This is a genomic window from Diaphorobacter sp. HDW4B, assembly GCF_011305535.1.
GTDB lineage: Bacteria > Pseudomonadota > Gammaproteobacteria > Burkholderiales > Burkholderiaceae_C > Diaphorobacter_A.
The window spans coordinates 3,937,322-3,960,342 of the sequence record NZ_CP049905.1 but is presented as its reverse complement, the minus strand read 5'-3'; the positions used below and the strand labels follow the sequence as shown (position 1 = coordinate 3,960,342).

Here is a 23,021-nt window from a genome sequence, read left to right as displayed (position 1 = left end):
GAACTCCCGGCATCCGTAAGCAACCGCCCAGCAGCAGCTGAAAAAGATACACCAACCCGCGCAGTTTGAGTGCGCAAAACTCAATCCAAGTACCGAAGCCCAGCCGCAGCCAACGGCTCCCGCATGCTGTACATATCCAGCCCCAAGACGCCCGAAGCCAACTTGTCCCGCTTCGCCGCCTCATTAGCCTCCCGCTTCTGCGCAGCAGCCAACGTAGTAGCAGCCATCGCCCGAGGCACGCACACCACCCCGTCGTCATCAGCAACGATCACATCACCGGGCGTAACGTAAGCCCCGGCACAGACCACGGGAATGTTCACCGACCCCAGCGTAGCCTTGATCGTCCCCTTGCTGCTGATCGCGCGGCTCCACACGGGGAATTGCATTTCGGTCAGCGTCTTCACATCGCGCACACCGGCGTCGATGATCAGCGCGCGTGCGCCGCGTGCCTTGAAGCTGGTGGCGAGCAGGTCGCCGAAATAGCCATCGGTGCATTCTGCCGTGATCGCTGCGACGACGATGTCGCCGGGTTGGATCTGTTCTGCGGCGACGTGCATCATCCAGTTGTCACCGGGGTGCAGCAGCACGGTGACTGCGGTGCCCGAGACCTGTGCGCCTGCGTAGATCGGACGCATGTAGGGCTTGAGCAAGCCAACGCGCCCCATGGCTTCGTGAACAGTGGCCGAGCCCAATGCAGCGAGCGCGTCGGTGGTGGCGCGGTCGGTGCGCTCGATGTTGCGGTAGACGACTCCGAGTTCATACATGATGGGTTCTCCTTACTGGCCCTTGGCCTTGAGTTGTGCGTCGAGGCGTGTGAACACGCGGCGGGCGTTGCCTTCGAAGACCATGTGGCGCTCTTCGTCGCTCAGGTTGGCCGTCGCACTCACATAGCGCTTGGTGTCGTCGTAGTAGTGGCCGGTCTGCGGGTCGATGCCGCGCACCGCGCCGATCATTTCGCTGGCGAAAAGGATGTTTTTCACCGGGATGACCTTGGTGAGCAGATCAATGCCGGGCTGGTGGTACACGCAGGTGTCGAAAAAGATGTTGTTCAGCAAATGCTCTTCCAGCAAGGGCTTTTTCATCTCTTGCGCGAGGCCACGGAAACGCCCCCAGTGATAAGGCGCCGCACCGCCGCCGTGCGGAATCACGAACTTGAGCGTCGGGAAATCCTTGAACAGGTCACCCTGAATCAGTTGCATCACGGCCGTGGTGTCGGCGTTCAGATAATGCGCGCCCGTGGTGTGAAAGCAGGCGTTGCAACTCGTGCTCACGTGAATCATCGCGGGGATGTCGTACTCCACCATCTTTTCGTAGATGGGGTACCAGTGACGCTCGGTCAACGGCGGGCTGGTCCAATGACCGCCGCTCGGATCAGGGTTCAGGTTGATGCCGACAAAACCGTATTCCTTCACGCATTTTTCGAGTTCGGCGACCGATGTTTTCGGATCGACGCCGGGCGACTGCGGCAGCATGGCCGCGCCTGCGAAGTGGTCGGGGAAGAGTTGCGCCACGCGATGGCACAGCTCATTGCAGATCGCGGCCCAGGTGCTGGAGACTTCGAGATCGCCGATGTGATGCGCCATGAAGCTCGCTCGTGGGCTGAAGATCGTCAGGTCCGCGCCGCGCTCCTTCATCAGGCGCAACTGGTTGGTCTCGATGGATTCGCGCAGTTCGTCGTCGCTGATCTTCAGGTCGCTCACGCGCGGCTTTTGCGATGGGTCCTTGATGCCCGCAATCTGCGCATTGCGCCAGTTTTCAAGCGCTTTCGGGGCCGTCGTGTAGTGGCCGTGGCAGTCGATGATCATGATGCTTCTCTCCCCTTCTTCTCTTGTGTTGACGAAAAATTTGGTACTCAATCCGCCTTGATGTTCGCGTCGCGAATCACCTTTTCCCACTTGGCGGATTCGCTCTTGAGGAAGGCTGCTGCGTCGGCCGACGATGATGGCGTGATCACCGCGCCCAGCGCATTCAGACGCTCGCGCACGCCCGCATCGGCCAGCGCCTTGAGCGTCTCGGCGTTGAGCTTGTTCACGATGTCCGCAGGCGTCTTGGCCGGGGCCAGCAGCACCCACCACACGCTTGCGTCAAAACCGGCAACGCCCGCCTCGGCCATGGTCGGCACGTTGGGCAACATGGGCGCGCGCTTCTCGCCGGTCACGGCCAGCGCCTTGAGCTTGCCGGACTGCACATGCGGCAGCACTTCGAGCGGATTGAGCAGCATGAAATTCAGGCGCCCGGCGATCAGATCGACCAGCGCGGGCGAGCCGCCCTTGTAGGCCACGTGCAGCGCGTCGAACTTGCCGACCGACTCGAACAGCGCACCCGCCAGATGACCGGAGCTGCCGTTGCCCGCCGAGCCGTAATTCATCGCACCGGGTTTGGCGCGAGCAGCGGCAAGCAGGTCCTGCACGTTCTTGTACGACGCATCGGCGGGCGTGACCAGCACCAGTGGCGCATAGCCGATGCGCGCGATCGGCGTGAAGTCGCGCAGACCGTTGAACGACAGGTTCGGGTACAGCGTGTTGTTGGTCACCACGCCATTCGCGCCGACCAGCAGCGAATAGCCATCCGCTGGCGACTTGGCGACGTTCTCGGCACCGATGTTGGCATTCGCGCCCGGTTTGTTGTCCACGATGACGGGCTGCCCCATCTGCTGCGACAGACGCTCGGCCACGCTGCGACCCACGGTGTCCACCGCTCCGCCTGCGGCAAACGGCACGACCATGCGAACCGGCTTGCTTGGGTAAGCCGCGTCGGCCCACGACGAAACGCTCGCACTCAACGCCAACAAGGCGATGGCGCTGCGGCGGGTGAGTTGGGAAAGGGTGCTTGCGGGATGGTTCTTCATGTCTGGTGTCTCCTGGTTCGACGGTCCGGCGGCTGCGTGCGCTGACTCGTGCTTGCAATCAGCCTGAAAACCCTAGATTAAGGAAGCATGCAATCGCGGACAATACCGTTTCATGCAATGAAACGCTCACCATCACCAGGCCATCCATGGAAAGCATCCATACGCCCCCAGAACCGCCCGCCTCCACCTCCATCGTCACCGCCGTTCTGCGCGCGCTGACCTTGCTGGATGCGTTCGGCGAGCACGATGCGCAGCTCACGTTGGCCCAACTCGCGCAGCGCACGAAGCTCGCCAAGCCGACGGCGTTGCGGCTGGCCCGCACCTTGGCCGTTGCGGGTTATCTGGTGGCTTTGCCCGGTGGCGTGTGGCGACTCGGGCCTGCGGTGGCCTTGCTCGGCGCGCGTTATCAGCGTGCCTTCGACCTGCGCAATGTGATCGAACCTGCGCTGCATGAACTGGCACAGAAAAGCGGACACAGTGCCTCGTTTTTTGCGTTGGAGCATGGGCGGCGGGTGCGGTTGCTGCGCGTGCGCGGGGCGGACGGGTTTGTGAGTCCCACGCGGGTGGGTGAGCCGTTGCCGCTCGACAAGGGTGCGGCTGGGCAGGTGATTCTGGCGTTCACCGGGCATGAGGGGGCGCTCATGGACGCCATTCGCAAGAGCGGTCATCACACGACCGTGGGGGAAGCCAATGCGTTGGCTGCGAGCATTGCTGCGCCTGTGTTTGCAGCGCGTGGGGCGGTGATTGGGGCTGTCAGCTTGGCCGTGGCTGCGGGGGATGAGGCGGTGGCCGAGTTGCGGCGGCATGCTGCGCTGATTGTGGAGGGGGCGGATCGGTTGTCGCGGGCGTTGGCGGCGGCTCGGTATGCGGATCAGGAGACTATTGTTCAGCGTAGCCACTGGCATCCTTGATTGGCGAAGGATGCCTTCCACGCCTTTCATTTTCTTTTTTTGGACGTCGCTACGTGGTTGAGTGCGGAGGCCGGGTCTCGCCCCGGCGGGCGAGTAACTTTTTGCTGCGCCAAAAAGTCACCAAAAATCGCTTTGAATACCTCCGGCAGAACTCGACTTCGCGCCGTAGGCGCTTCGCTCGGACAACCGCCGGAAGTCAGTTTTGAAGAGGTGCGCTCGGCACTTTGCTTCGCTCGTGCCGGGGCATCTCGCGACTGCACGAGATGGCGGTGGCAATGTTGTGCTTTATTTTCGTTTCAGAAATTCCTTGGGGAATGACTCTGCGTGTTTCAGGTCTACGTGTTCTTTCAGGTAATCCAGGACCGCTCTGGTTCGCAATGGCAGATGACCGGGCTTGCCTACGTAGAGGGCGTGGATGGGTTCGAGGTCGCCTGCGTTGTAGTCTTCGAGGACGGCTTCCAATCGGCCTGCTTTGAGATCGTCCCATGCGTGATAGAGCGACAGGCGCGCGAGGCCTGCGCCCTGTATGGCCAGGTGGCGCATGGCTTCGCCGTCGTTCACGCGCAGGGTTTGGCCCATGCTGATGTGGATTTTTCGTTTGTCTTCTGTATTTTGTTTTTTGTCGCACAGCGGCCAATGAGGGACTGCGCGAGGGTAGTTCCAGCCGATGCGGACGAAGCGCTCCAGGTCTTCGGGGCGTTTGGGGCGGCCCATGCGTGTCAGATATTCGGGGGCACCGACGATGAGCTGGCGGGTGTGGCCGAGCAGGCGGGCGACGTTGTCGGATGAAGGCAAGCGGCCCCAGCGGATCGCGATGTCGGCGCGGGCTTCGATGAGGTCGACCACGTAGTCGGTGAAGCTCAGGTCAAGCACCAGGTCGGGGTAGGTTTCCATGAGCTTGGGCACCAGCGGGATCAGCAGGCGCTGGCCGGTCGCGGTGCTGGCGTTGATGCGCACCACGCCGCTGGGTTTGTTGCGTGCGGTGACCAGCGCTTCGAGTTCGTTGAGGTCGGCGAGCACGCGCTTGCCGTTGTCGTAGAGCTTCTGACCTTCAGCGGTGAGCTGCAGGTGGCGGGTCGAGCGTTGCAGCAGTTGCACGCCCAATCTGGCTTCCAGTCGCGCGACGATCTTGCTGACGGCAGAGGGCGATACGTCGCGCTTGCGGGCGGCTTCGGAGAAGCTGCCGAGGTCGGCAACCAGCACGAAGACTTCGAGTTCGCCCGAGCGGTTGACGTCGGTGCCGAGCTGGCTGGAGGGAGTAGACACGGTTTTCATGGGCAAGGGTTCCTTGCAGTGCATTTGTTCCATGATGGCACAAGTGCTGTTCCCATGTTCCGGCTACACAAAAGCCAATTCAAGGCGCACAGTTCGTTCTCATCACGCGAATGGCGCGGACTGCGCGGACTGCGCGGATCTCGCCAACATCACAAGGAACAACTTTCATGCCAGCATCACTCTTGGCATTGGCCGCCGGGGCCTTTGGCATCGGTACGACCGAATTCATCATCATGGGTCTGCTCACGCAGGTGAGTCAGGATTTGGGCATTTCCATCCCCGTGGCGGGCACGCTGATTTCCGGCTACGCGATTGGCGTGGCGATCGGCGCGCCGCTGCTCACGCTCGGCACCCGCTCGTGGCCGCGCAAGCGTCTGCTGTTGGCGCTGATGCTGATCTTCATCGCGGGCAATCTCGCGGCGGTGTTCGCACCCAGCTATGGTTGGCTGATGGCGGCGCGCGTGCTCACCTCGCTCACGCATGGCACGTTCTTTGGCGTGGGTGCGGTGGTGGCGACCGGGCTGGTCGCGCCCGAGAAAAAGGCGTCTGCGATTGCGTTGATGTTCTCCGGGCTCACGCTGGCCACGCTGCTCGGTGTGCCTGCGGGCGCGTGGATTGGTCAGCACTTCGGCTGGCGCATGTCGTTCGCGGCCGTGGCTGTGGTGGGCGTGGTGGCGTTCATGATTCTGGCGCTGTTCGTGCCGCGCCATCTGGCCATGCCTGCGCCCTCCTCGCTCAAGCAGGAACTGGCGGTGCTGGGCAACGCGCAGGTCTGGCTGGGTCTGGGCATCACAGTGTTCGGTTTTGCGGGCGTTTTTGCGCTGTACACCTACATCGAGCCGCTGCTCACGCAGGTCACGCACATGGGCAATCAGTGGGTGACCATCACCCTGCTGGTGTTTGGCGCGGGTCTCGCGATTGGCAACTACATCGGCGGCAAGCTCTCGGACCGCAGCGGTGCGATGCGCGCGCTGTTCATCACGCTGGCCGCCTTGCTGATCGCGCTGATCGCCGGTCGCTGGACCTTTGACAGCCCGTGGGTGGCGATGGTCTATGTGCTGCTGCTGGGCATTGCCGCGTTCATGACGGTGGCTCCGATGCAGATGCAGGTGCTGCAATCGGCCGGATCGGCGGGCACCAATCTCGCGTCGAGCCTCAACATCTCGGCCTTCAATCTGGGCAATGCGATTGGTGCCTGGGTGGGCGGCGCGGTGATCGCGGGCGGCTTCGGACTGCTGTCGCTAAGCTGGGCTGCAGGTGCGTTGACGGTGGTGGGTCTGGTGCTGACCGCCGCAAGCCACTGGCTGGCTCGGCGCACTGGTCCATCCACCACTCACCACACCAGCAGCACAGGGTTGTGCATGAGCGCCGAGTGATTCGTTGCTAATGCAGTGCGGCTCGCGCCTTGGCGACCAGTTCCACCTGGCGAGTGCAGTCCATCTTGCGCATGACGGTGGTGATCTGCTTGCGCACGGTGTGGATGGATACGCCGGTGCGCGTGGCGTATTGCTTGGCGACGCAGCCTTCCACCAATGCGGCCAGCACATTGGACTCGGCGGCGGTGATGTTGAACGCACTGCGCAATTGTTCGGCTGCGTCTCGTGGCTCCTTGGGCGTGACGATGCGCACTCGCACGTAGACCAGCGAATCACTGGCTGACTGCATGTCCGGATGGGCTTTGGCAAAGTGCAGCCAGATGGTGGAAGGCCCAAGCGTCGTCGACACACCAAGCTGAGAGCTGACGCCCTGCGACTGCGCTTTGACCAGCGCCTCATTCAGTTGTTCACGCACGTGCAGGTCGGCATGCCAAAGCCGCTCATGTCGCAACATGCACATCCCCTCGACCTCGCCCAACCGTATCCGCGTCAGCGGGCTAGCGTAGGCAATGTGCCCGTTGGCACTCACCAGCACAATGGCTTCGCCCAACGCTTCAAAAATGGCGTCGGAAGCGGCCACCCACTGGTCAACGGGGAGTCTGCGCTTGAGAAGCATCGTGTGTTCCGCGAAGGTGCGTCCATTGAATGGCACCTCGTCGTTGAGATGCCCAATGAAAGATTACATTTGCGCACCTCTCGGAACATTCGGTTTTTTGCGCACCTTGCTGGCTAGCGGCTTTCAGGCCACACGGCGGCCAAAATTGCGCGGAGACATGCCGCAGAACTTGCGAAACGCCTCGAAGAACTGCGTGTACGAGTCAAAACCACAGGCGAGTGCCACGTCCAGCAGCGGCATGTCCGGGTTGCGCTGCATCAGCCTGCGCGCGTAGGCAATGCGGCACATGAGCACGTACTGCCAAAGACTGACCTGACGCGTCTTTCGGAACTTGCGGCACAGGTGGTAGACACTCATATTGACCGCATCGGCAATGGCGTTGATGGTGAGCGGCTCGGTCAGGTGGCTGAGAATGAAATCGTCCAGCCGCGCGAGCGTATGGCGAGCCAGCGTGCCGGTCGTCGGCCGCTCTGTGGCCGGGCCGGACAATGCATAGAGCGAGGCCAGCCGCAGACCACAGGCCAGCAGCGCCGACTGCTCGAACAGCGCACCGCCCACGCGGCTGCCCTGAATGTGGGTATCGAGTTCCAGCACCAGTTGAGCGAGGCCGAAATCGTTCGCGCCACTCAGATTGCTGTGCAGCGCCGGCTTGCCCCGAAAGGCTTCTTCGTGCGCCAGCCCGATCGTGTCCGGGCTGATGGAGACGAACACGGCATCCAATGGGTTCTCCCAGGTGCTGGCCAGTTCGTCCCCTGCCGCGCGAAAGTACACCTTGCCTGCCGACATCGCACCGTCGATCCGCTGGTTGTTGAGCTGCCACCGAATGGGCGTGGGCACTGGCGAGCGTGGAATGGCCAGGCAGTGGCTGGTCATCACAGTCGTCTGGAGCGTGCCTGCGGGCAACAGATGCCGCTCCAGAATGAAACCATTCCATTGAAAGGCAGCGCTGCCGTACTGCGGAGCGGTCGGAATGGCGGGAACGGAATCGCCATCCGCAGCCATCGCCCGCAGATTGGTGGGAGCCTTGTTGAATGCGAGGCTCGACATGGCAGAGATCAGCTTTTCGGAGGCATGAACATGCTCGTTCCCAACTCACCGGCGGGGAGCCACTCGGTGCAGCTCATCTTCCAGTGCATGAATATCGAACAATACTACCAATATTAAAAGACGGTAGCCATTAGCTACCAACCAGTAAAACCCGGGTCTTCTCGCCATATTGATCCAGCAGACAAGAAGAAGCCCGTCGAACGCGGTAGTTTTGACAATTCAAGAAAGCTGTTGTGACATTCCGTGGAGGAAGGCCAACGCGGATGGCCGCTCCCTACCGGGCCCAACCTTCACCAGATCGCGCAATCTCTTTCCATCATCTGGATTTTTCAAGCATGCAAACGTACGCGCTGCTCTCCGTTGTCGCAAGAATCGTGAGATTCGGACGCACAAGCAGCGGAGAGCCCGATGATGATCCGCTCGCAATTCCCGCCATTCCACCGTCTTTCAGGCTCCAACGCGCAGCAACTTGTCCTACAAGGACTTTGCGCGGCGCTAGGGTTTCCCGGGGGATGTGTCGGTATCTATTTTGTATACACTTTTTGTATGAATCATTGCGCACAAAACAGGTGCATGCAAGCTGGCTCAAAGCTTGCATACCAGTGTGCAAAGACATCGTAAAAAAGCTTAGAGGTAGTACCCCATGTCATCTTCTGTCCATCCTGTCGATGAAAAGCTCCCGCTTGGCAAGGTCACCACGCTGGGTCTGCAGCACGTGCTGGTCATGTATGCGGGAGCGGTTGCCGTTCCACTGATCGTGGGCCGCGCGCTGAATCTCGCGCCCGAGCAGGTGGCGCATCTGATATCCGCCGACTTGTTCGTCTGCGGTCTGGTCACGCTGATCCAGGCCATGGGCGCAACGCAGTGGTTCGGCATCAAACTGCCGGTGATGATGGGCGTGACCTTCGCGTCCGTCGCACCGATGATTTCCATGGCGCAGACCACCGGAGGCCAGGCCGGTGCCGGACTGATCTTCGGATCGGTGATCGGCGCGGGCATCATCTCGCTCTTGATCGCGCCCATCATCAGTCGCATGCTGCGCTTCTTCCCGCCCGTCGTGACCGGAACAATCATCGCGGTGATCGGCATCAGCCTGATGCGCGTGGGCATCAACTGGATCTTCGGCAACCCCGTCGGCCCGACCGCGCCTTCCGTTCCCAACCCCGAGCATCTGAAATGGCTGGCCGAGGCACAGTCCGCAGCAGGTGCGCCCGGCTCGTCGCTGCCGCCCGTGCCCAAGGGCTTTTCGGTAGTGCCGACCATTCCCAACCCCAAGTACGCCGACCTGACCGGCGTGGGCATCTCCGGCGCGGTGCTGATCACCATCTTGCTGATTGCACGCTTCGGCAAGGGTTTTCTGGCCAACGTCTCGGTGCTCGCCGGCATCGTGGTGGGCGGCATCATCACTGCGGCCATGGGCCTGATGGATTTCCACAAGGTATCCGAGGCCGCCTGGTTCGATCTGGTGCTGCCCTTCGAGATCGCCAAACCGGTGTTCGACCCCATCCTGATCCTCACCATGTCGCTGGTGATGGTGGTGGTGATGATCGAGTCCGTCGGCATGTTCCTCGCGCTCTCGGACATGACCAGCAAGGAAGTTTCGCAGGACGACCTCACACGCGGCCTGCGCACCGATGGCCTCGGCACCCTGCTCGGCGGCATCTTCAACACCTTCCCCTACACCAGCTTCTCGCAGAACGTGGGCCTCGTGGCCGTGACCGGCGTGAAGAGCCGCTGGGTGTGCGTGGCCGGCGGCGTCATCCTGATCATTCTGGGCATCCTGCCCAAGATGGCGGCGCTGATCGAATCCCTGCCCACCGTGGTGCTGGGCGGCGCGGGTCTGGTGATGTTCGGCATGGTGGCTGCCACCGGTATCCGCATCCTGAGCAATGTGGACTTCCAGAAGAACCGCAACAACGCCATGATCGTCGCCGTCTCCATCGGCGTGGGCATGATCCCGCTGGTCGCCCCGAACTTCCGCCAATGGATGCCTCACCCCATCCACCCGCTCATCGAATCGGGAATTCTGCTGGCCTCGCTCTCTGCGGTACTATTGAACATCTTCTTCAACGGCACCAGCAGCGACACCTCCGCCGCTGTGCGGGCTGCGGCTCAGACCGACGCGCATTGAACCAACTCGCCTCGCCAGTCCGCATGTCTGAATCCGAATCCTTTACCCAAGGTATTTGATGCCATAGAGCCCTTGCGCTGCAAAGCGTCGGGGCTTTTTGTATTCTTTTGTCACAACCGTTGTAGGGTTCGGCCTAGCCCAGCAGCCATGTCATGCTGGAGTAAGCTCTGTCGAACCATCACATTGTTCAGTAGTAAGTATCGTATGACCCAAAACTTGTCTGCAGCAGAAGCTGCATTGCGCGAAGCCGCCCTCGAATACCACCGCAACCCTTCCAAGGGCAAGATTTCCGTCACGCCGACCAAGCCGCTGTCCAACCAGCGCGACCTGTCGCTGGCGTACTCGCCCGGCGTGGCCTATCCGTGCCTGGACATCGAAGCCGATCCATCGCTGGCCTCGGAATACACCTCACGCGGCAACCTGGTGGGCGTGATCACCAACGGCACGGCCGTGCTGGGTCTGGGCGACATCGGCCCGCTGGCCAGCAAGCCGGTCATGGAAGGCAAGGGCTGCCTGTTCAAGAAGTTCGCGGGCGTGGACGTGTTCGACATCGAACTGGCCGAACGCGATCCGGACAAGCTCATCGAGATCATCGCCTCTCTCGAGCCCACGCTCGGCGGCATCAACCTCGAAGACATCAAGGCCCCCGAGTGCTTCTACATCGAGCGTGAGCTGTCCAAGCGCATGCAGATTCCCGTGTTCCACGACGACCAGCACGGCACGGCCATCATCTCCAGCGCCGCCCTGCTCAACGGTCTGGAACTGGTCGGCAAGCAGATCGACAAGGTCAAGGTCGCCGTCTCCGGCGCGGGCGCTGCGGCGATTGCCTGCGTGGACGTGATGGTCGGCCTCGGCGTCAAGCGCGAGAACGTCTACATGGTCGACTCCAAGGGCGTGATCTATGACGGCCGCCCCGGTGGTCTGGACGAATCCAAGCAACGCTATGCACAGAAGACCGACGCGCGCACACTGGCCGACGTGGTCAACGGTGCCGACGTGTTCCTCGGCTGCTCTGCCCCCGGCGTGCTGACCGCCGACATGGTCAAGACCATGGGCGACAAGCCGATCATTCTGGCGCTGGCCAACCCCGAGCCAGAAATCCGCCCCGAACTCGCCAAGGCGATTCGCCCCGACTGCATCATGGCCACCGGCCGTTCGGACTATCCGAACCAGGTGAACAACGTGCTGTGCTTCCCGTACATCTTCCGCGGCGCGCTGGATTGCGGCGCAACGAAGATCACCGAAGCCATGAAGCTCGCCTGCGTGCGCGAAATCGCTGCGCTGGCCAAGGCCGACGTAAGCGACGAAGTGGCAGCCGCCTACCAAGGCAAGGAACTGAGCTTCGGCCCCGACTACCTGATCCCCACCCCGTTCGACACCCGTCTGATCCTGCGCATCGCCCCTGCGGTCGCCAAGGCAGCACAAGAGTCCGGCGTGGCAACCCGCCCCATCCAGGACATCGAAGCCTACCGCGAGAGCCTGACTCGCTTCGTCTACCAGACCAGCATGTTCATGCGCCCCGTGTTCGCTGCGGCCAAGGCCAATGTGCAACGCGTGGCCTATGCCGAAGGTGAAGACGAACGCGTGCTGCGCGCCGCCCAGGTCGCCATCGACGACGGTCTGGCCAAGCCCATTCTGATCGGCCGCCCCGCCGTCATCGAAGCCCGCATCGCCAAGGCCGGCCTGCGCATGCAGCTCGGCAAAGACGCCGACGTCTGCAACCCGGAAGACGATCCACGCTTCCGCCAGTACTGGGAAACCTACCACAAGCTCATGGGCCGCGAAGGCGTGACGCCCGAAGCCGCCAAGGCCGCAGTGCGCCGCTCCAACACCATCATCGCAGCGCTGATGGTGCACCTGGGCGATGCCGACGCGATGCTCTGCGGTCTGGTCGGCAAGTTCGACGCCCACCTCGGCCACGTGCGCGACATCCTCGGCCTGAAGCCAGACGCCACCCAACTCGCCACCGTGAATGCCGTGATGCTGGACACCGGCACGCTGTTCATCGCCGACACCTACATCAACGAAGACCCGACCGCCGAACAACTGGCCTCGATCGCGCTGATGGCGGCCGAAGAAGTGCAGCGCTTCGGTCTGCCACCCAAGGTCGCGTTCCTGTCGCACTCCAACTACGGCTCGTCCACCCGCCCCTCCGCAGTCAAGATGCGCAAGGCCCGCGACCTGTTCCAGAAGATGGCTCCGCACATCGAATGCGACGGTGAAATGCACGGCGACGCGGCCCTGTCCGAAAAGGTGCGCCACAACACCCTGCTGGAAACCACCCTCACCGGCTCGGCCAACGTGTTGATCTGCCCGAACCTCGACGCCGCGAACATCCTGTTCAACGTGCTCAAGCAAACCGGCGGCCACGGCACCACCATCGGCCCGATCCTGCTGGGCGGCGGCGGCGCAGCCGACGTGCTCACCCCCTCGGCCACAGTGCGCCGCGTGGTGAACATGACCGCACTGGCAGCAGCCAACGCAGCCAGCAGCCGCAAAGCATAAGTCGAACCAACTTCGATGACAAAACGCCGCTTCACGCGGCGTTTTTCATTTGGGAGCACGACAGCATCCACGCCCCCAAACGAGCAGCGGGCATCCCACACAAAACGCAGCTACGCAGCGCCCGGCACGAGCAACGCGAAGTGCCGAATCACACCTCTTCCAGACTGACTTGCGGCAAGCTGTCTGAACGGAGCGCCTTCGGCGCGCAGAGAGTTTTGCCGCAGGTATTCAAGCGCATTTTTGGTTCCTTTTTGTGCGCAAGCAAAAAGGGACTCCGCCGCCGGGCGGAACTCCCGGCCTCCGCCCTCAAACCCATCACCCATTGCCACAACCCAAAGAATGAACTACGATTCACACCATTCAATGAATCACCATTCATTTCTTAGAAACAAAGCAGATGGCCTACCGACAAACCCCAGCCATTGAAGCCAAGCTTCAAGACAACAAAACCCGCATCCTCAAAGCCGCCAGAGCCCTGGTCAGCGAAGGCGGCTGGCAAGAAGCGCAGATCGCCAATGTCGCGACGACGGCAGGCATCGCCACCGGCACCGTCTACCGCTACTTCCCATCAAAGGCAGAACTCTTCGCCGACGTCCTCTCGCGCGTATCCCAGCGCGAAGTGGATGTGCTCACCGACATTGCCGCCTCGGACGCCAGCACGCAGGAGCGCATCCACTCGATGGTGACCACTTTCGTCATCCGCGCCATGCGCAATCCGCGCCTGGCCTATGCGTTGATTGCCGAGCCCTGCGACAAGGCCATCGATGAAGTGCGTCTGCAATACCGCGCCGCCATCAGCGAAGTGATTCGCGGGGTGATCGAAGCAGGTCAAACGGACAAGCGCTTTCGCAACGACGTGCGCGCCGACATCGCCGCCACGGTCATCGTCGGTGGCTTCATGGAAGGACTGATCGGCCCGCTCTCGCCGCTTGCGAACACCGCGCAGATGAACGAGGCCGACCAGCGCGTCGAGATCGAGACGCTTGCCAATCAGATTGCCGCACTGGCTTGCTCCAGCATTGCCGCCAAAGCCGGTTGAACGCCCATTTCTCACCCCAAAAAAGCAGGAGACAAACGCCATGAACCAGCTCACCATCACCGAATCCCTCGCCGCGCCCGCCAATCGATACCAGACGCACGAGGTGCGCAATCAGGCCCAACCGGCAAGCGGCTTCAACGCGTTTTCCAACGATAACGTGCTCACTGCGGCCATACAGCGAGAAGCGCCATGGGCGGCAGAGCGCTGCGCCGCATTGGGAGCCGTGGCGGGCGACGAGCAGGTGCAGGAACTGGCACGACTGGCGAACAAGCACAACCCTGAACTCAAGACGCATGACCGCTTCGGTCATCGCATCGACTGGGTGGAGTTCCATCCGAGTTGGCATCAACTGATGACGCTCGCGTGGAAGCACGAGGTGCCCAATCTCACCTGGCGGACCAAGGAAGAAGGCGGCCACTATGCACGCGCCGTACTGTCCTATCTGTGGAATCAGGTCGAGCAGGGAACGGCCTGCCCCACCGGCATGGCCTATGCGTCGCACGCAGGTTTTTCTGTCGAACCGGCACTCGCGATCTGGGCCCAGAAATCGCTGGGCACGCAATACCAATTCAGCCGCAGCGAAGTGGGCGACAAGCCATCGGTCGTGATCGGCTACGCGATGACCGAAAAGCAAGGCGGCTCGGACCTGCGCGAAACGCAGACCACGGCGCGCTTCTCGCACAGCGCCAACTACCACGGTGCCACCGCGCACTGGTACGAACTCACCGGCCACAAATGGTTCTGCTCGGTGCCACAGTCCGATGGCTTCTTCACGCTCGCCAAGGTCGATGGCGGCGTGACCTGCTTCTTTCTGCCGCGCACGCTGCCCGATGGCTCATTCAACCGCTTCTTCGTCCAGCGCCTCAAGGACAAGGCGGGCAATCGCTCCAACGCATCGAGCGAAGTGGAGTACGCAGGCACCCTCGCCATCCGCGTGGGCGAGGAAGGCCACGGCATTCGCGAGATTCTGTCGCACGCACATCTCACGCGCCTCGATTTTGCCGTGGGCTCTGCCGGACTCATGCGCCAGGCATTGACGCTCGCATTGCAGCACACCACCACACGCTCGGCATTCGGCACATCGATTGCCGAGCGGCCCATGATGCTCAACGTGCTGGCCGACATGGCCGTCGAAGTCGAAGCCGCCACCCTCTTCGCCCTGCGCGTGGCCAAGGCGACCGACGGCATGGACAAGGGCAACGAGCACGAAAAGCTGCTCGCCCGCATAGCCACGCCCGCCGCCAAGTTCTTCAACTGCTCGCGTGCTCCGGCGATTGCGAACGAGGCCCTGCAATGCCACGGCGGCAATGGCTTCATCGAAGAAAACCCGATGGCCCGCCTGTACCGCGAAGCGCCGCTCAACAGCGTGTGGGAAGGCACGGCCAACATGATGTGCATGGACGTGCGCCGCGCCATGCAGCGCACGCCGGAAACACGCGACGCGCTGCTGGCCGAATGGAAAAAACTCGCCGGTCAGGATGCACGCTTCGACCAGCTCGCGGCCAACACCGAACGACTGATCGCCGCAGCGCTCACCGACGAATACCTCGCCCGCCCGATGACCGAGGCCATCGCGCGCACCATTCAAGGCGCGGAACTGCTGCAGCACAGCACGGCCGAAGTGAGCAACGCGTTCTTCACCACACGCTGCGGCTTGATGGGCAGCGACTGGGGTTCGCACTTCGGCACCATGGGCGCGGGCGTTGGCTCCGAGGCGGCCAAGCGCATCGTTCAACGCGCCAACGTGTTCGCCTGACGCTGCCTGGAGAACGCACGAGGCCTTTGCGCACACCCGCAATATCCCTGACTGCAGGCGGTAAATTATTATTGAAATCATTTGAATCACAATGATTTCAATAAAATTGACTGCATGACAAACAAGGATTTCATCACCCCACGGCGTCGCGTAGGCTTTCGACTTGTGGGATTGGCCCGCCGCTGGAGACACACGTTGGACACCCGTCTGGCCGCCGCCGGGCTCAGCGACGCCGCCTGGTCGCCGCTGATTCATCTGCACCGTCTGGGCGACGGCATTTCTCAAAGCGAGCTCGCGGCAGCGGTCGGCATCGACGGCTCCAGCCTTGTGCGCCTGCTCGACATGCTGGTGTCGCAGGATCTGGTGGAGCGCCGCCCTCACCCCACCGATCGCCGCATCAAGCTGCTGAACCTCACGCCCGTGGGTCGCACCAAGGTGCAGGCCATCCGCAAGCGCCTGGTGGCGCTCGAAGACGAACTGCTGGTGGGCGTGGACGACGAGACCATCGACATCATGGTGAAGGCCTTCGATGTGATCGATCAGCGCATCGCAGCGCTCAATGACAAATCGCGTACGGACAACTCCGCACAGCCAGTCGCATGAAGTGGGTTGGTACGACGAAATGAGGTCTGTACGGACAGAACAAGCCATTGCCCACCAAGCCTCGCGCAGCCAGATGCTGATGCAGACGCTCGCCCCTGCACGCCTGCGCGAGAGCCTTTCGCTCAACCGCCCGCCGTCCATCCGCAACGCCACGATTGCTGGCATGCAGGCGACCATCGCTGTCGTGGTGTCGGCCATCGCGCTGCACTACTCACCCTGGTCGCACATGGCGGGCTTTGCCGCACTCGGCGGCATGGCGGCGCTGTTCGGGCGCTTTGCTTCGCCCGCCAAGCGCCGCTCCATGGTGTTCACCGCAGGCTGCATGCTGACGGCGCCGGTGGCGATTCTCTCGTTCATGGCGCTGCTCGGCATCGAGCCCGTCGGCATGTTGCTGCTGCTGTCAGTGATTGCGGGTTTGCTTGCCGCTGTCGCTCATCGCACGCAGATTGGTGCGCCGGGCGCGGTGATCTTTGTGTTCGCGGCCAGCGCCGCCATCACGCCCATCGACAGCGGAGCGGCATGGGCCGAGCGCGTTCTGGCAACTGCCGCCGGGGCGGCCGCCGCCATGATCGTGTGCCTGCTCACCGACCATCTGCGCGATCTCGATGTGCGCCTGCCCGCGCCGCCATCCATCCCCCCGGCCAACACCGCTTCGAAGCTGTCGCCACTCACGCCCGGCTATGCACCACAGTTTGCGGTGCGCGTTGCCGCGTGCGCAGCGATCTCGTCGCTGATCGCCTACGCCATGGACTGGTCGCATCCCGCTTGGGCGTCGATCGGTGCCATCGCGATTCTGCAAGGCGTGCATCTGCCCGGCACCATCCACCGCGCATGGCAGCGCACGCTCGGCACCATCATTGGCGCGTTCATCGCGTGGGTAATTCTGTCGGCCCATCCATCGTTCTGGCAGATTCTGCTGGTGGTGGCGATCTTCCAGTTCATCACCGAAATCATCATCGGCTACAACTATGCTCTCGGCCAGATCGCCATCACGCCCATGGCCTTGCTGATGACGGCGCTGTCGGGCCATGCCGGTGCCACCGAGATGGCGGTATCGCGCATCTACGACACGGCGCTCGGGGCCCTCGTCGGCATCGTGTTCGCGCTGGTGCTGTCGTCACTCGACGAGCGCGTGCACCTTGCGCGCCACCACGCGCGCAAGGTCTGAGTCGCAACCGAAGCCGCTGGAGTCAACTCGAATCAGCTCGCTGGAGCTGCTTCCAGTTGCTGACGGAAAGCCGGATCGCGTGGATGCTCGCCCGGCTCCAGCGGTCCTGCATCCCCCAGCACGCTCAGTGGAGCCGTGCTGCGTCCCCAATAGAGCTGGCACGAAGGCGCGTCGGCAATGCGCGTGAGTTCGATCTTGCGATCTCCGGCCACCTGCGCGGTCAACCCACTCTCCAACTTGGTCGGCGCGGTTGCCAGCCACACATTGGCGGGCAGTTGCTCCCATTCGCGGATGTCGGCCTGCGCTTGCGTGGATGACGAGATGCCCTGCGCGACCAACCCCGCAAACATGCCCAGCAGACCAAGGCCTGCGGCGTCGCGACTGCCAGTTCCCATCGCCACGCTCATGCCCACGCTGCCCAAGGTGTTGGCCACATCGGCCACGCCCTGCGCGCCATCCTTGAACGACGCCTTGCCGTTGAGCACCGAATCGATCTGGCGACCGCCGCGTGTCGTGGCCTGATAACCGATGTCTGCACCCATCACGAAGCTGCTGCTGAAGCACGCGCTGTCCTGCGAGTTGCTGCAGCTCGCGCTCACGCCGGAAGGCTGTTGATCGTAGGCCTGCCACTTGAGCTGCTCGCCATGCTTGCCTGCGCCATATTTGAATGGCGCACGACCTGTTTCGAGCAACACCAGCACGGGCTGCTCGACGGGCACGTTGGAATACGATGGCTCGCCCTTGATCGCCATCTGCAGGAAATCCTTGGCCAGCGCCGAATTTCCATCGCAGTAGCTTGCCCAGCCCGCCATGTAAGGCATGAGGCCGAAGTCACCCGCGTACTGCTCGGACTCGGCCACTGTGTCCTGATAATCCGCCTGTTTGAACATGGCACGCGCGTTCTGGAAATCGCTTCTCGCCGCGTAGACCAGTCCACGATAGAAGTAGGTCATCGCGCGCTCATAGGGCTCGCCCTTGAAGTCCTTGACCTTCTCGGCCGTCCACATCGACTTGGCCTTCTTGGCCTCTTCGTTGTCGGCATAGACCTGATCGATGCGCAGCGTTGCAGCATCGAGCGCCTTCTCCGCCACATCCAGCTTGCCTGCCGCCAACGCCGCCAGGCCAATGCGCTGGTAGTTCAACGTGGCATTGCGCTCGCCCTCGATGTAGAGCCGCTCGTGCAGAACGCGCATTTCCGCATCGGGAGTCTGCGCTGCGTAGGCACTGGCACGTTGCTGCAGATCGGCGGGAACGACCTTGGTCGCAGCCCACTTCTTCTTGGGCGTTGCGGTCGCTTGTTCCACGGCTTGCTTTTGCGCTTCCTGCGCAGCGTTGTTCGACTGCGTCTGCACAAGGCTCTGGAACAACGCGCCCCATTGCGCATGCGCCGGCATGCCGAGCGTTGCCGCCAAGACCGCCGTTGCCACCGGAGTGAACGCCAGCGCGCGGCGCAGATTGCGATGTGATTTGAATGCCATGATGCTTCTCCTTTTCCCGTGAGGGACCCAGTTGTCTGTCGTTTCCGTGGATGTCGTCAGCGCGTGGCCAACGCTTCGCCCAATCGCGCCAGCGTCTGCTCGCCAATGCGACGGCCTATGTCGCTAATCGTGTTGCTTGGCAGCACCTCGCGAAAGCCGCCGTTCGGATCGGCTTCGAACCTGCGCGGCTCATTGCTCGCGCGCTCCGGCGGTCTGGTGTCCATGTAGCCTTCGGTCAGCAGCACGCCATCGTCCATGCGCTTGATCGACACATGCACCGACCAGCCACGGGGCGATGCCGCGTCCGGCATGTGCAGCACCTCCATCAGCAGCTTGGCGTGCTGCAGCAATGCTTCGCTCTCCACATGCTGACCATGTCGTGCGGACGCCGGCCCCTTGCGCTGCGCGGACGTGGTTCGGATCACCACGTTGCGATCCACCAATCGCACGCCCGCCGAGGTCATGGACTGCATGAAGGCCGACCGCAGTTGCAGGTCCAGGTGCTCCGGCAGCTTGCTGCGCCGTTGTTCGGTTCTTTGCAGACGCTGCGACGTGACGGTGATGTTTCTGGTGTCTTCTTCGTCCGCTCGCTTGCCATCACCGCTTCGCGTGTCGATGGTCTCGATGTGGGTCTGCACGATGTCGGTGGGCTCCATCAACTCGGCCAACTGACGATTCCAATAGACCGCAATCGTCGGGCGGCCAGCTCTCGCATAGGCCTGAGAGAATGCAGACCTTTGGAGTACGGGCTGCGCGTCGGGAGAGCGCACTGGCAACGGCGCTGGCAGCACCTCCGGTTGTCCATCGCGGTAGACATCGGACATGCGATCACGCATCTGTTGCGCCTGTGTCGGCAAGGCCAGCAACGCTGTCGTCAGGGCGAGCGGGATCATCAGGGCAGCTCGCGCGCCCTTGTTTGACTGGGTCATGGTCGTCTCTCTTGCTGCTGCGCGTTCAGCGAATGTCCACCGGTTGCACCGGCACGGTGTAGCTCTGTCCCTGCTGCCATTGCGACTGGCCGCGATTGGCATCGTGGATGTCGATGGCCACTTTCCGGGTGGTCTGCGAGATCGCGGATTCGCCATAAACCGCATGCCCGCGCGGCGGCAGAAACACCGTCTTCCAGGCGCTTGGCGGCTCGCTCTGTCCACGATCACCGGAGAAGCGTGTGCGCATCAGCAGCACCAGATCCGCATCGCTGCAGTTGTAGACATCGGCCTGCACCGCCGCCAAGCCCGTGGGCGTGCGCGATGTGCTCATGTCCTGCACGCCGATGATGCGCTCCAGTTCCGGCGACAGCATCTGGATGCCGCCAAAGCGCTGAGCAACGCCGGTGCGCTGTTGTTGTTCCCAGGTCGGGCAACCCATGGCGGTGGGCGGGGTGGACTGCACTGTCGTGCAACCCGTGGAGACAAGAACCACGCCGAAGCAGGCCAGTGGAAGCAGCAGTCGAGTCATCATGATGCGTCTTCCTTTCAGCGATAGACCACGTCGTCCGCCGCAGCGCGCGAGAACTCGTAGATGCCTGCCCAGACGATTTCACCCGACTCCAGATCGGTCAGCTCGAACGAAATCTGCGTGTAGCGCTGCACCAGCCCCGAGCGGTTGCTGCGGCTGTCGAGCGATGTGATCTTGCCGGACAGGCGGTAGTCCGCACCGGCCTGCGCCTTGGTCAAACCGGTGGTGCCCACATCGGTGGTGCCGCTGCGCTTGAGCGCGCGCTCCTGCTCCACCATGGCCGCGTTCTGGCGGTTGATGAACTGCATGCGCGAACGCGCTGCGCGGTTGAGATTGACCATCAGCCGCTGCGTGATCAGATTGCGGTTCATGGCTTGCGAGCTTTCGTTGACGAAATACTGCGCATCGATGATCACGCGCGGGCGCTTGCCGGTGTCCGCAAAGATCGGCTCGACCAGAATGTCACGCATCATCTGGTCGGTCATGCTGACGATGTCCTGACCTTCGACGCCCACGCCGGACACCGGCCCTTTGCGGCTCGAATCCACTTCCATGGATTGCACGCCACTGGCGTTCTGCACGGGGGGATTGCTCTGGCACCCGGCCAGTGCGACCACAGCCAGCACGGCGGTGGATACATGAAATAAACGACGTTGATTCAGCATAGTTTTTTACCGAGGATCCGAAAGCCAGCCCAAAGGCCAAGCGTTTGAGCCATCGCAACAAATGACGGCCTTCATGGAAACTGAATGTAAAAAGCCCCCACTTTTTAGTCCATCCCGCAAGTGAGGTATGGATTTCGCGCAGCACACGTGCTAATTCGCGCGCGCAGCTCAAGCTCACAAAGATCCGAGGAGCTGCAATACGTCACGCAACCCATGCAAAAAGGCTGGCACCTTTCGGCACCAGCCCTTCGTCGAATCCAACCGGGAAACGAAGCTTACTGCTTGACTGCTTCGATCTGGGCCACGATGCGCACGCTCTTGGGGAAGCCGTAAGCCACGCCGTAGTCCACGCCAAACGCAGTGCGGTCGATCGTGGTTTCGAAGTCGCCGCCGCACACTTCGCGCTTGAGCATCGGGCTTTCGTAGCAGGCGAACTGGTTGGCCTTGAAGGTCACTGGCTGGGTCTTGCCCTTGATGGTCAGGTCGCCGGAAACCGACACCACCTTGTCGCCGTCGAACGTGAACTTGTCGCCCACAAATTTGGCTGTCGGAAACTTCTCTGCGTCGAAGATTTCAGCGCTTTGCAGATGCTTGTTGAACGGTGCCACACCCGAGTTCACGGAGTCGATCTGCAGCGTGAGTTCCACCTTGCCGGTCTTGGCTGTCTTGTCCAGTTGCACAGTGCCTTCCTTCTTGTCGAAGCGAGCGCGATTCACGCTGGCACCAAAGTGGCTGATCTCGAAGGTTGCGAACGTGTGCGAAGGATCGATGGCATAAGTGGCGGTCTGTGCTTGTGCAGCGGAACCAACGAATGCAGCGGTGGCGGCCAGGGCGAAGAGGAATTTACGCATGGGAATTGCTCCAGTCAAAAATCAAAAATACCAAAAAAGAAGGAAGATCCGGAATCAGATCTTGGGAACGCCGGTCAGTGCCAGTTTGAATTTCACCTGCACGTCGTCCGCCACCATCGAGGTGTCGGCCCACTCGTTCTCGCCGATCTTGAACGTCAGGCGCTTGATGGGAAAACTGCCCACAGCCGTGGTCGTGGCGCCGCTCTGAGTGAGCGTGACGGGCACCACCACATCCTGACTCGCGCCCTTGATGCTCAGCTTGCCGGCCACTTCATACTTGCCCCCGCCTACCGACTTGATGGCCGAAGACTGGAATGTAGCCTGAGGAAATTTCGGCACGTTAAACCACACGGCCTTTGGCAGTTCCGCATCGGTTTCCTTCACGCCGAGTGTGGCGCTGCCGGTGTCGATGGTGAACGCCACCTTGCTGGTCGCGAGCTTGGCGGGATCGAACGACACCTGTGCATCGAACTTCTTGAACTTGCCTTCCACCGGCACGCCCATCTGCTTGCTCACGAACGCGATTTCGCTTTGAGCGGGCACGACGGCTTGCTGTGCATGGGCGGCAGGAGCGGCCATCATCAGCGCGGAACCCGCCAGCACGACGCCTGCGCTCAGGGCAGAGAATTTTTTCGTCAACATCATTTCATTTCTCCTTGACAAGGAAATATTCGGTTTTCAGCAGGACTCGGTTAAGCCCTGCCTCCGGATTGGAATTTCAGGCTTTGCCCGGCAACATGCGGCTGAGCAGACCATCGCGGTCGATGACCTGGTGCTTGATGACCGCAGCCACATGCATCACGACCAGAGCGGCCAGCGCATAGGCACTGTAGGCATGCCAGGGCTTGATGGCCTTGGCGAGTTCAGGATCAACGGGAACGAAATCAGGCAGCGGCAGCGCGCCGAACCACACGATCTGAAAACCCGAAGCCGAGCTGTAAGCCCAACCGATCAATGGAACGGCGAGGAACAACGCATACATCAGAAAGTGCACCGCGTGGTGCGCAAACTGCTGCCAGCCGGGCATGGTGGCCAGCACCTTCTCGGGCAACTGCGGCGGACGGTGCGTGAAGCGCCACAACATGCGCAGCACCGAGAGCGCCAAAATGGTGACGCCCGCCCACTTGTGCCAGTTGTAGAGCTTGAGGCGCTGCGGTGAAAACGGCAGGCCGGTCATGTACAGACCGACGCCAAACAAGGTGACTAGCGCCAACGCCAGCACCCAATGAAACGCCTTGGCCGTTCCGGTGTACCGCGTCGGCTGTTTTTGCAAAGCTGCCTGCATCTGGAAACT

General features: G+C 62.0%; 21 protein-coding genes. 8 read left to right on the top strand and 13 right to left on the bottom strand.

Annotated elements, in window-relative coordinates:
• Positions 1 to 80 precede the first annotated feature (80 nt).
• From ligK to G7048_RS18050, 3 genes are read right to left on the bottom strand one after another with little or no spacing between them, the layout of a single operon-like run.
• Entirely contained in the window at positions 81 to 764 is a 684-nt protein-coding gene (gene ligK / locus G7048_RS18060) for a 4-carboxy-4-hydroxy-2-oxoadipate aldolase/oxaloacetate decarboxylase (RefSeq protein ID WP_166069475.1), read from the bottom strand.
• A 12-nt stretch (positions 765 to 776) separates the two neighbouring features.
• Positions 777 to 1,805 carry an amidohydrolase family protein gene (locus G7048_RS18055; protein WP_166069474.1) on the bottom strand — a complete coding sequence of 343 codons (1,029 nt, stop codon included), beginning with the start codon at positions 1,803 to 1,805 and terminating at the stop codon, positions 777 to 779.
• Positions 1,806 to 1,852: 47 nt separating this feature from the next.
• The gene (locus tag G7048_RS18050) at positions 1,853 to 2,848 is read right to left on the bottom strand and encodes a tripartite tricarboxylate transporter substrate binding protein (RefSeq protein WP_166069473.1); all 996 of its coding nucleotides are present in this window, start codon (positions 2,846 to 2,848) and stop codon (positions 1,853 to 1,855) included.
• A 146-nt stretch (positions 2,849 to 2,994) separates the two neighbouring features.
• Between G7048_RS18050 and G7048_RS18045 the strand changes: the two genes are divergently transcribed.
• Positions 2,995 to 3,759, top strand: coding sequence for an IclR family transcriptional regulator (locus tag G7048_RS18045; RefSeq protein ID WP_166069472.1), 765 nt, complete (start codon positions 2,995 to 2,997; stop codon positions 3,757 to 3,759).
• 285 nt (positions 3,760 to 4,044) lie between these two features.
• Here the strand turns inward: G7048_RS18045 and G7048_RS18040 are convergent, their stop codons facing one another.
• Complete coding sequence (locus G7048_RS18040; protein ID WP_166069471.1) at positions 4,045 to 5,034, bottom strand: LysR substrate-binding domain-containing protein; 990 nt, start codon at positions 5,032 to 5,034, stop codon at positions 4,045 to 4,047.
• A 167-nt stretch (positions 5,035 to 5,201) separates the two neighbouring features.
• Between G7048_RS18040 and G7048_RS18035 the strand changes: the two genes are divergently transcribed.
• Positions 5,202 to 6,410 carry an MFS transporter gene (locus G7048_RS18035; RefSeq protein ID WP_166069470.1) on the top strand — a complete coding sequence of 403 codons (1,209 nt, stop codon included), beginning with the start codon at positions 5,202 to 5,204 and terminating at the stop codon, positions 6,408 to 6,410.
• A 7-nt stretch (positions 6,411 to 6,417) separates the two neighbouring features.
• On the opposite strand, the gene G7048_RS18030 is transcribed toward G7048_RS18035, so the two are convergent.
• Together G7048_RS18030 and G7048_RS18025 are read right to left on the bottom strand one after the other, a co-directional pair.
• Positions 6,418 to 7,026, bottom strand: a complete 609-nt coding sequence (locus G7048_RS18030) for a helix-turn-helix transcriptional regulator (RefSeq protein ID WP_166069469.1) — start codon at positions 7,024 to 7,026, stop codon at positions 6,418 to 6,420.
• Positions 7,027 to 7,149: 123 nt separating this feature from the next.
• Positions 7,150 to 8,073 (bottom strand): AraC family transcriptional regulator, encoded by a 924-nt coding sequence (locus G7048_RS18025; protein ID WP_166069468.1) that lies wholly within the window; start codon positions 8,071 to 8,073, stop codon positions 7,150 to 7,152.
• A 643-nt stretch (positions 8,074 to 8,716) separates the two neighbouring features.
• Between G7048_RS18025 and G7048_RS18020 the strand changes: the two genes are divergently transcribed.
• The 6 genes from G7048_RS18020 (at position 8,717) to G7048_RS17995 (ending at position 17,275) form a co-directional block, all read left to right on the top strand.
• Positions 8,717 to 10,204, top strand: coding sequence for a nucleobase:cation symporter-2 family protein (locus G7048_RS18020; protein ID WP_166069467.1), 1,488 nt, complete (start codon positions 8,717 to 8,719; stop codon positions 10,202 to 10,204).
• Between the two features lie 204 nt (positions 10,205 to 10,408).
• On the top strand, positions 10,409 to 12,709 hold the full coding sequence (locus G7048_RS18015; RefSeq protein WP_166069466.1) for an NADP-dependent malic enzyme: 2,301 nt from the start codon (positions 10,409 to 10,411) through the stop codon (positions 12,707 to 12,709).
• A gap of 397 nt (positions 12,710 to 13,106) precedes the next feature.
• Complete coding sequence (locus G7048_RS18010; RefSeq protein ID WP_166069465.1) at positions 13,107 to 13,748, top strand: TetR/AcrR family transcriptional regulator; 642 nt, start codon at positions 13,107 to 13,109, stop codon at positions 13,746 to 13,748.
• 40 nt (positions 13,749 to 13,788) lie between these two features.
• Positions 13,789 to 15,504: an acyl-CoA dehydrogenase family protein gene (locus tag G7048_RS18005; protein WP_166069464.1), complete on the top strand. Its 1,716-nt coding sequence runs from the start codon at positions 13,789 to 13,791 to the stop codon at positions 15,502 to 15,504.
• Between the two features lie 195 nt (positions 15,505 to 15,699).
• The gene (locus tag G7048_RS18000; RefSeq protein WP_240933022.1) at positions 15,700 to 16,107 is read left to right on the top strand and encodes a MarR family winged helix-turn-helix transcriptional regulator; all 408 of its coding nucleotides are present in this window, start codon (positions 15,700 to 15,702) and stop codon (positions 16,105 to 16,107) included.
• Positions 16,064 to 17,275: an FUSC family protein gene (locus G7048_RS17995; protein ID WP_240933021.1), complete on the top strand. Its 1,212-nt coding sequence runs from the start codon at positions 16,064 to 16,066 to the stop codon at positions 17,273 to 17,275. Before G7048_RS18000 ends, G7048_RS17995 begins: the two co-directional genes overlap by 44 nt.
• Before the next feature lie 32 nt (positions 17,276 to 17,307).
• Here G7048_RS17995 and G7048_RS17990 read toward each other — a convergent pair whose 3' ends face one another.
• From G7048_RS17990 to G7048_RS17960, 7 genes are all read right to left on the bottom strand, one after another.
• Positions 17,308 to 18,753 carry a hypothetical protein gene (locus tag G7048_RS17990; RefSeq protein WP_166069462.1) on the bottom strand — a complete coding sequence of 482 codons (1,446 nt, stop codon included), beginning with the start codon at positions 18,751 to 18,753 and terminating at the stop codon, positions 17,308 to 17,310.
• Positions 18,754 to 18,809: 56 nt separating this feature from the next.
• Positions 18,810 to 19,682 carry a hypothetical protein gene (locus tag G7048_RS17985; RefSeq protein ID WP_166069461.1) on the bottom strand — a complete coding sequence of 291 codons (873 nt, stop codon included), beginning with the start codon at positions 19,680 to 19,682 and terminating at the stop codon, positions 18,810 to 18,812.
• A gap of 25 nt (positions 19,683 to 19,707) precedes the next feature.
• The gene (locus G7048_RS17980) at positions 19,708 to 20,214 is read right to left on the bottom strand and encodes a hypothetical protein (RefSeq protein WP_166069460.1); all 507 of its coding nucleotides are present in this window, start codon (positions 20,212 to 20,214) and stop codon (positions 19,708 to 19,710) included.
• 14 nt (positions 20,215 to 20,228) lie between these two features.
• Positions 20,229 to 20,876, bottom strand: coding sequence for a CsgG/HfaB family protein (locus tag G7048_RS17975; protein WP_166069459.1), 648 nt, complete (start codon positions 20,874 to 20,876; stop codon positions 20,229 to 20,231).
• 275 nt (positions 20,877 to 21,151) lie between these two features.
• A complete protein-coding gene (locus tag G7048_RS17970) occupies positions 21,152 to 21,727 on the bottom strand; it encodes a YceI family protein (RefSeq protein ID WP_166069458.1) in 576 nt (191 codons plus the stop codon).
• Between the two features lie 54 nt (positions 21,728 to 21,781).
• Positions 21,782 to 22,372: a YceI family protein gene (locus tag G7048_RS17965; RefSeq protein WP_166069457.1), complete on the bottom strand. Its 591-nt coding sequence runs from the start codon at positions 22,370 to 22,372 to the stop codon at positions 21,782 to 21,784.
• Positions 22,373 to 22,445: 73 nt separating this feature from the next.
• Positions 22,446 to 23,012, bottom strand: coding sequence for a cytochrome b (locus G7048_RS17960; protein WP_166069456.1), 567 nt, complete (start codon positions 23,010 to 23,012; stop codon positions 22,446 to 22,448).
• Positions 23,013 to 23,021 lie beyond the last annotated feature (9 nt).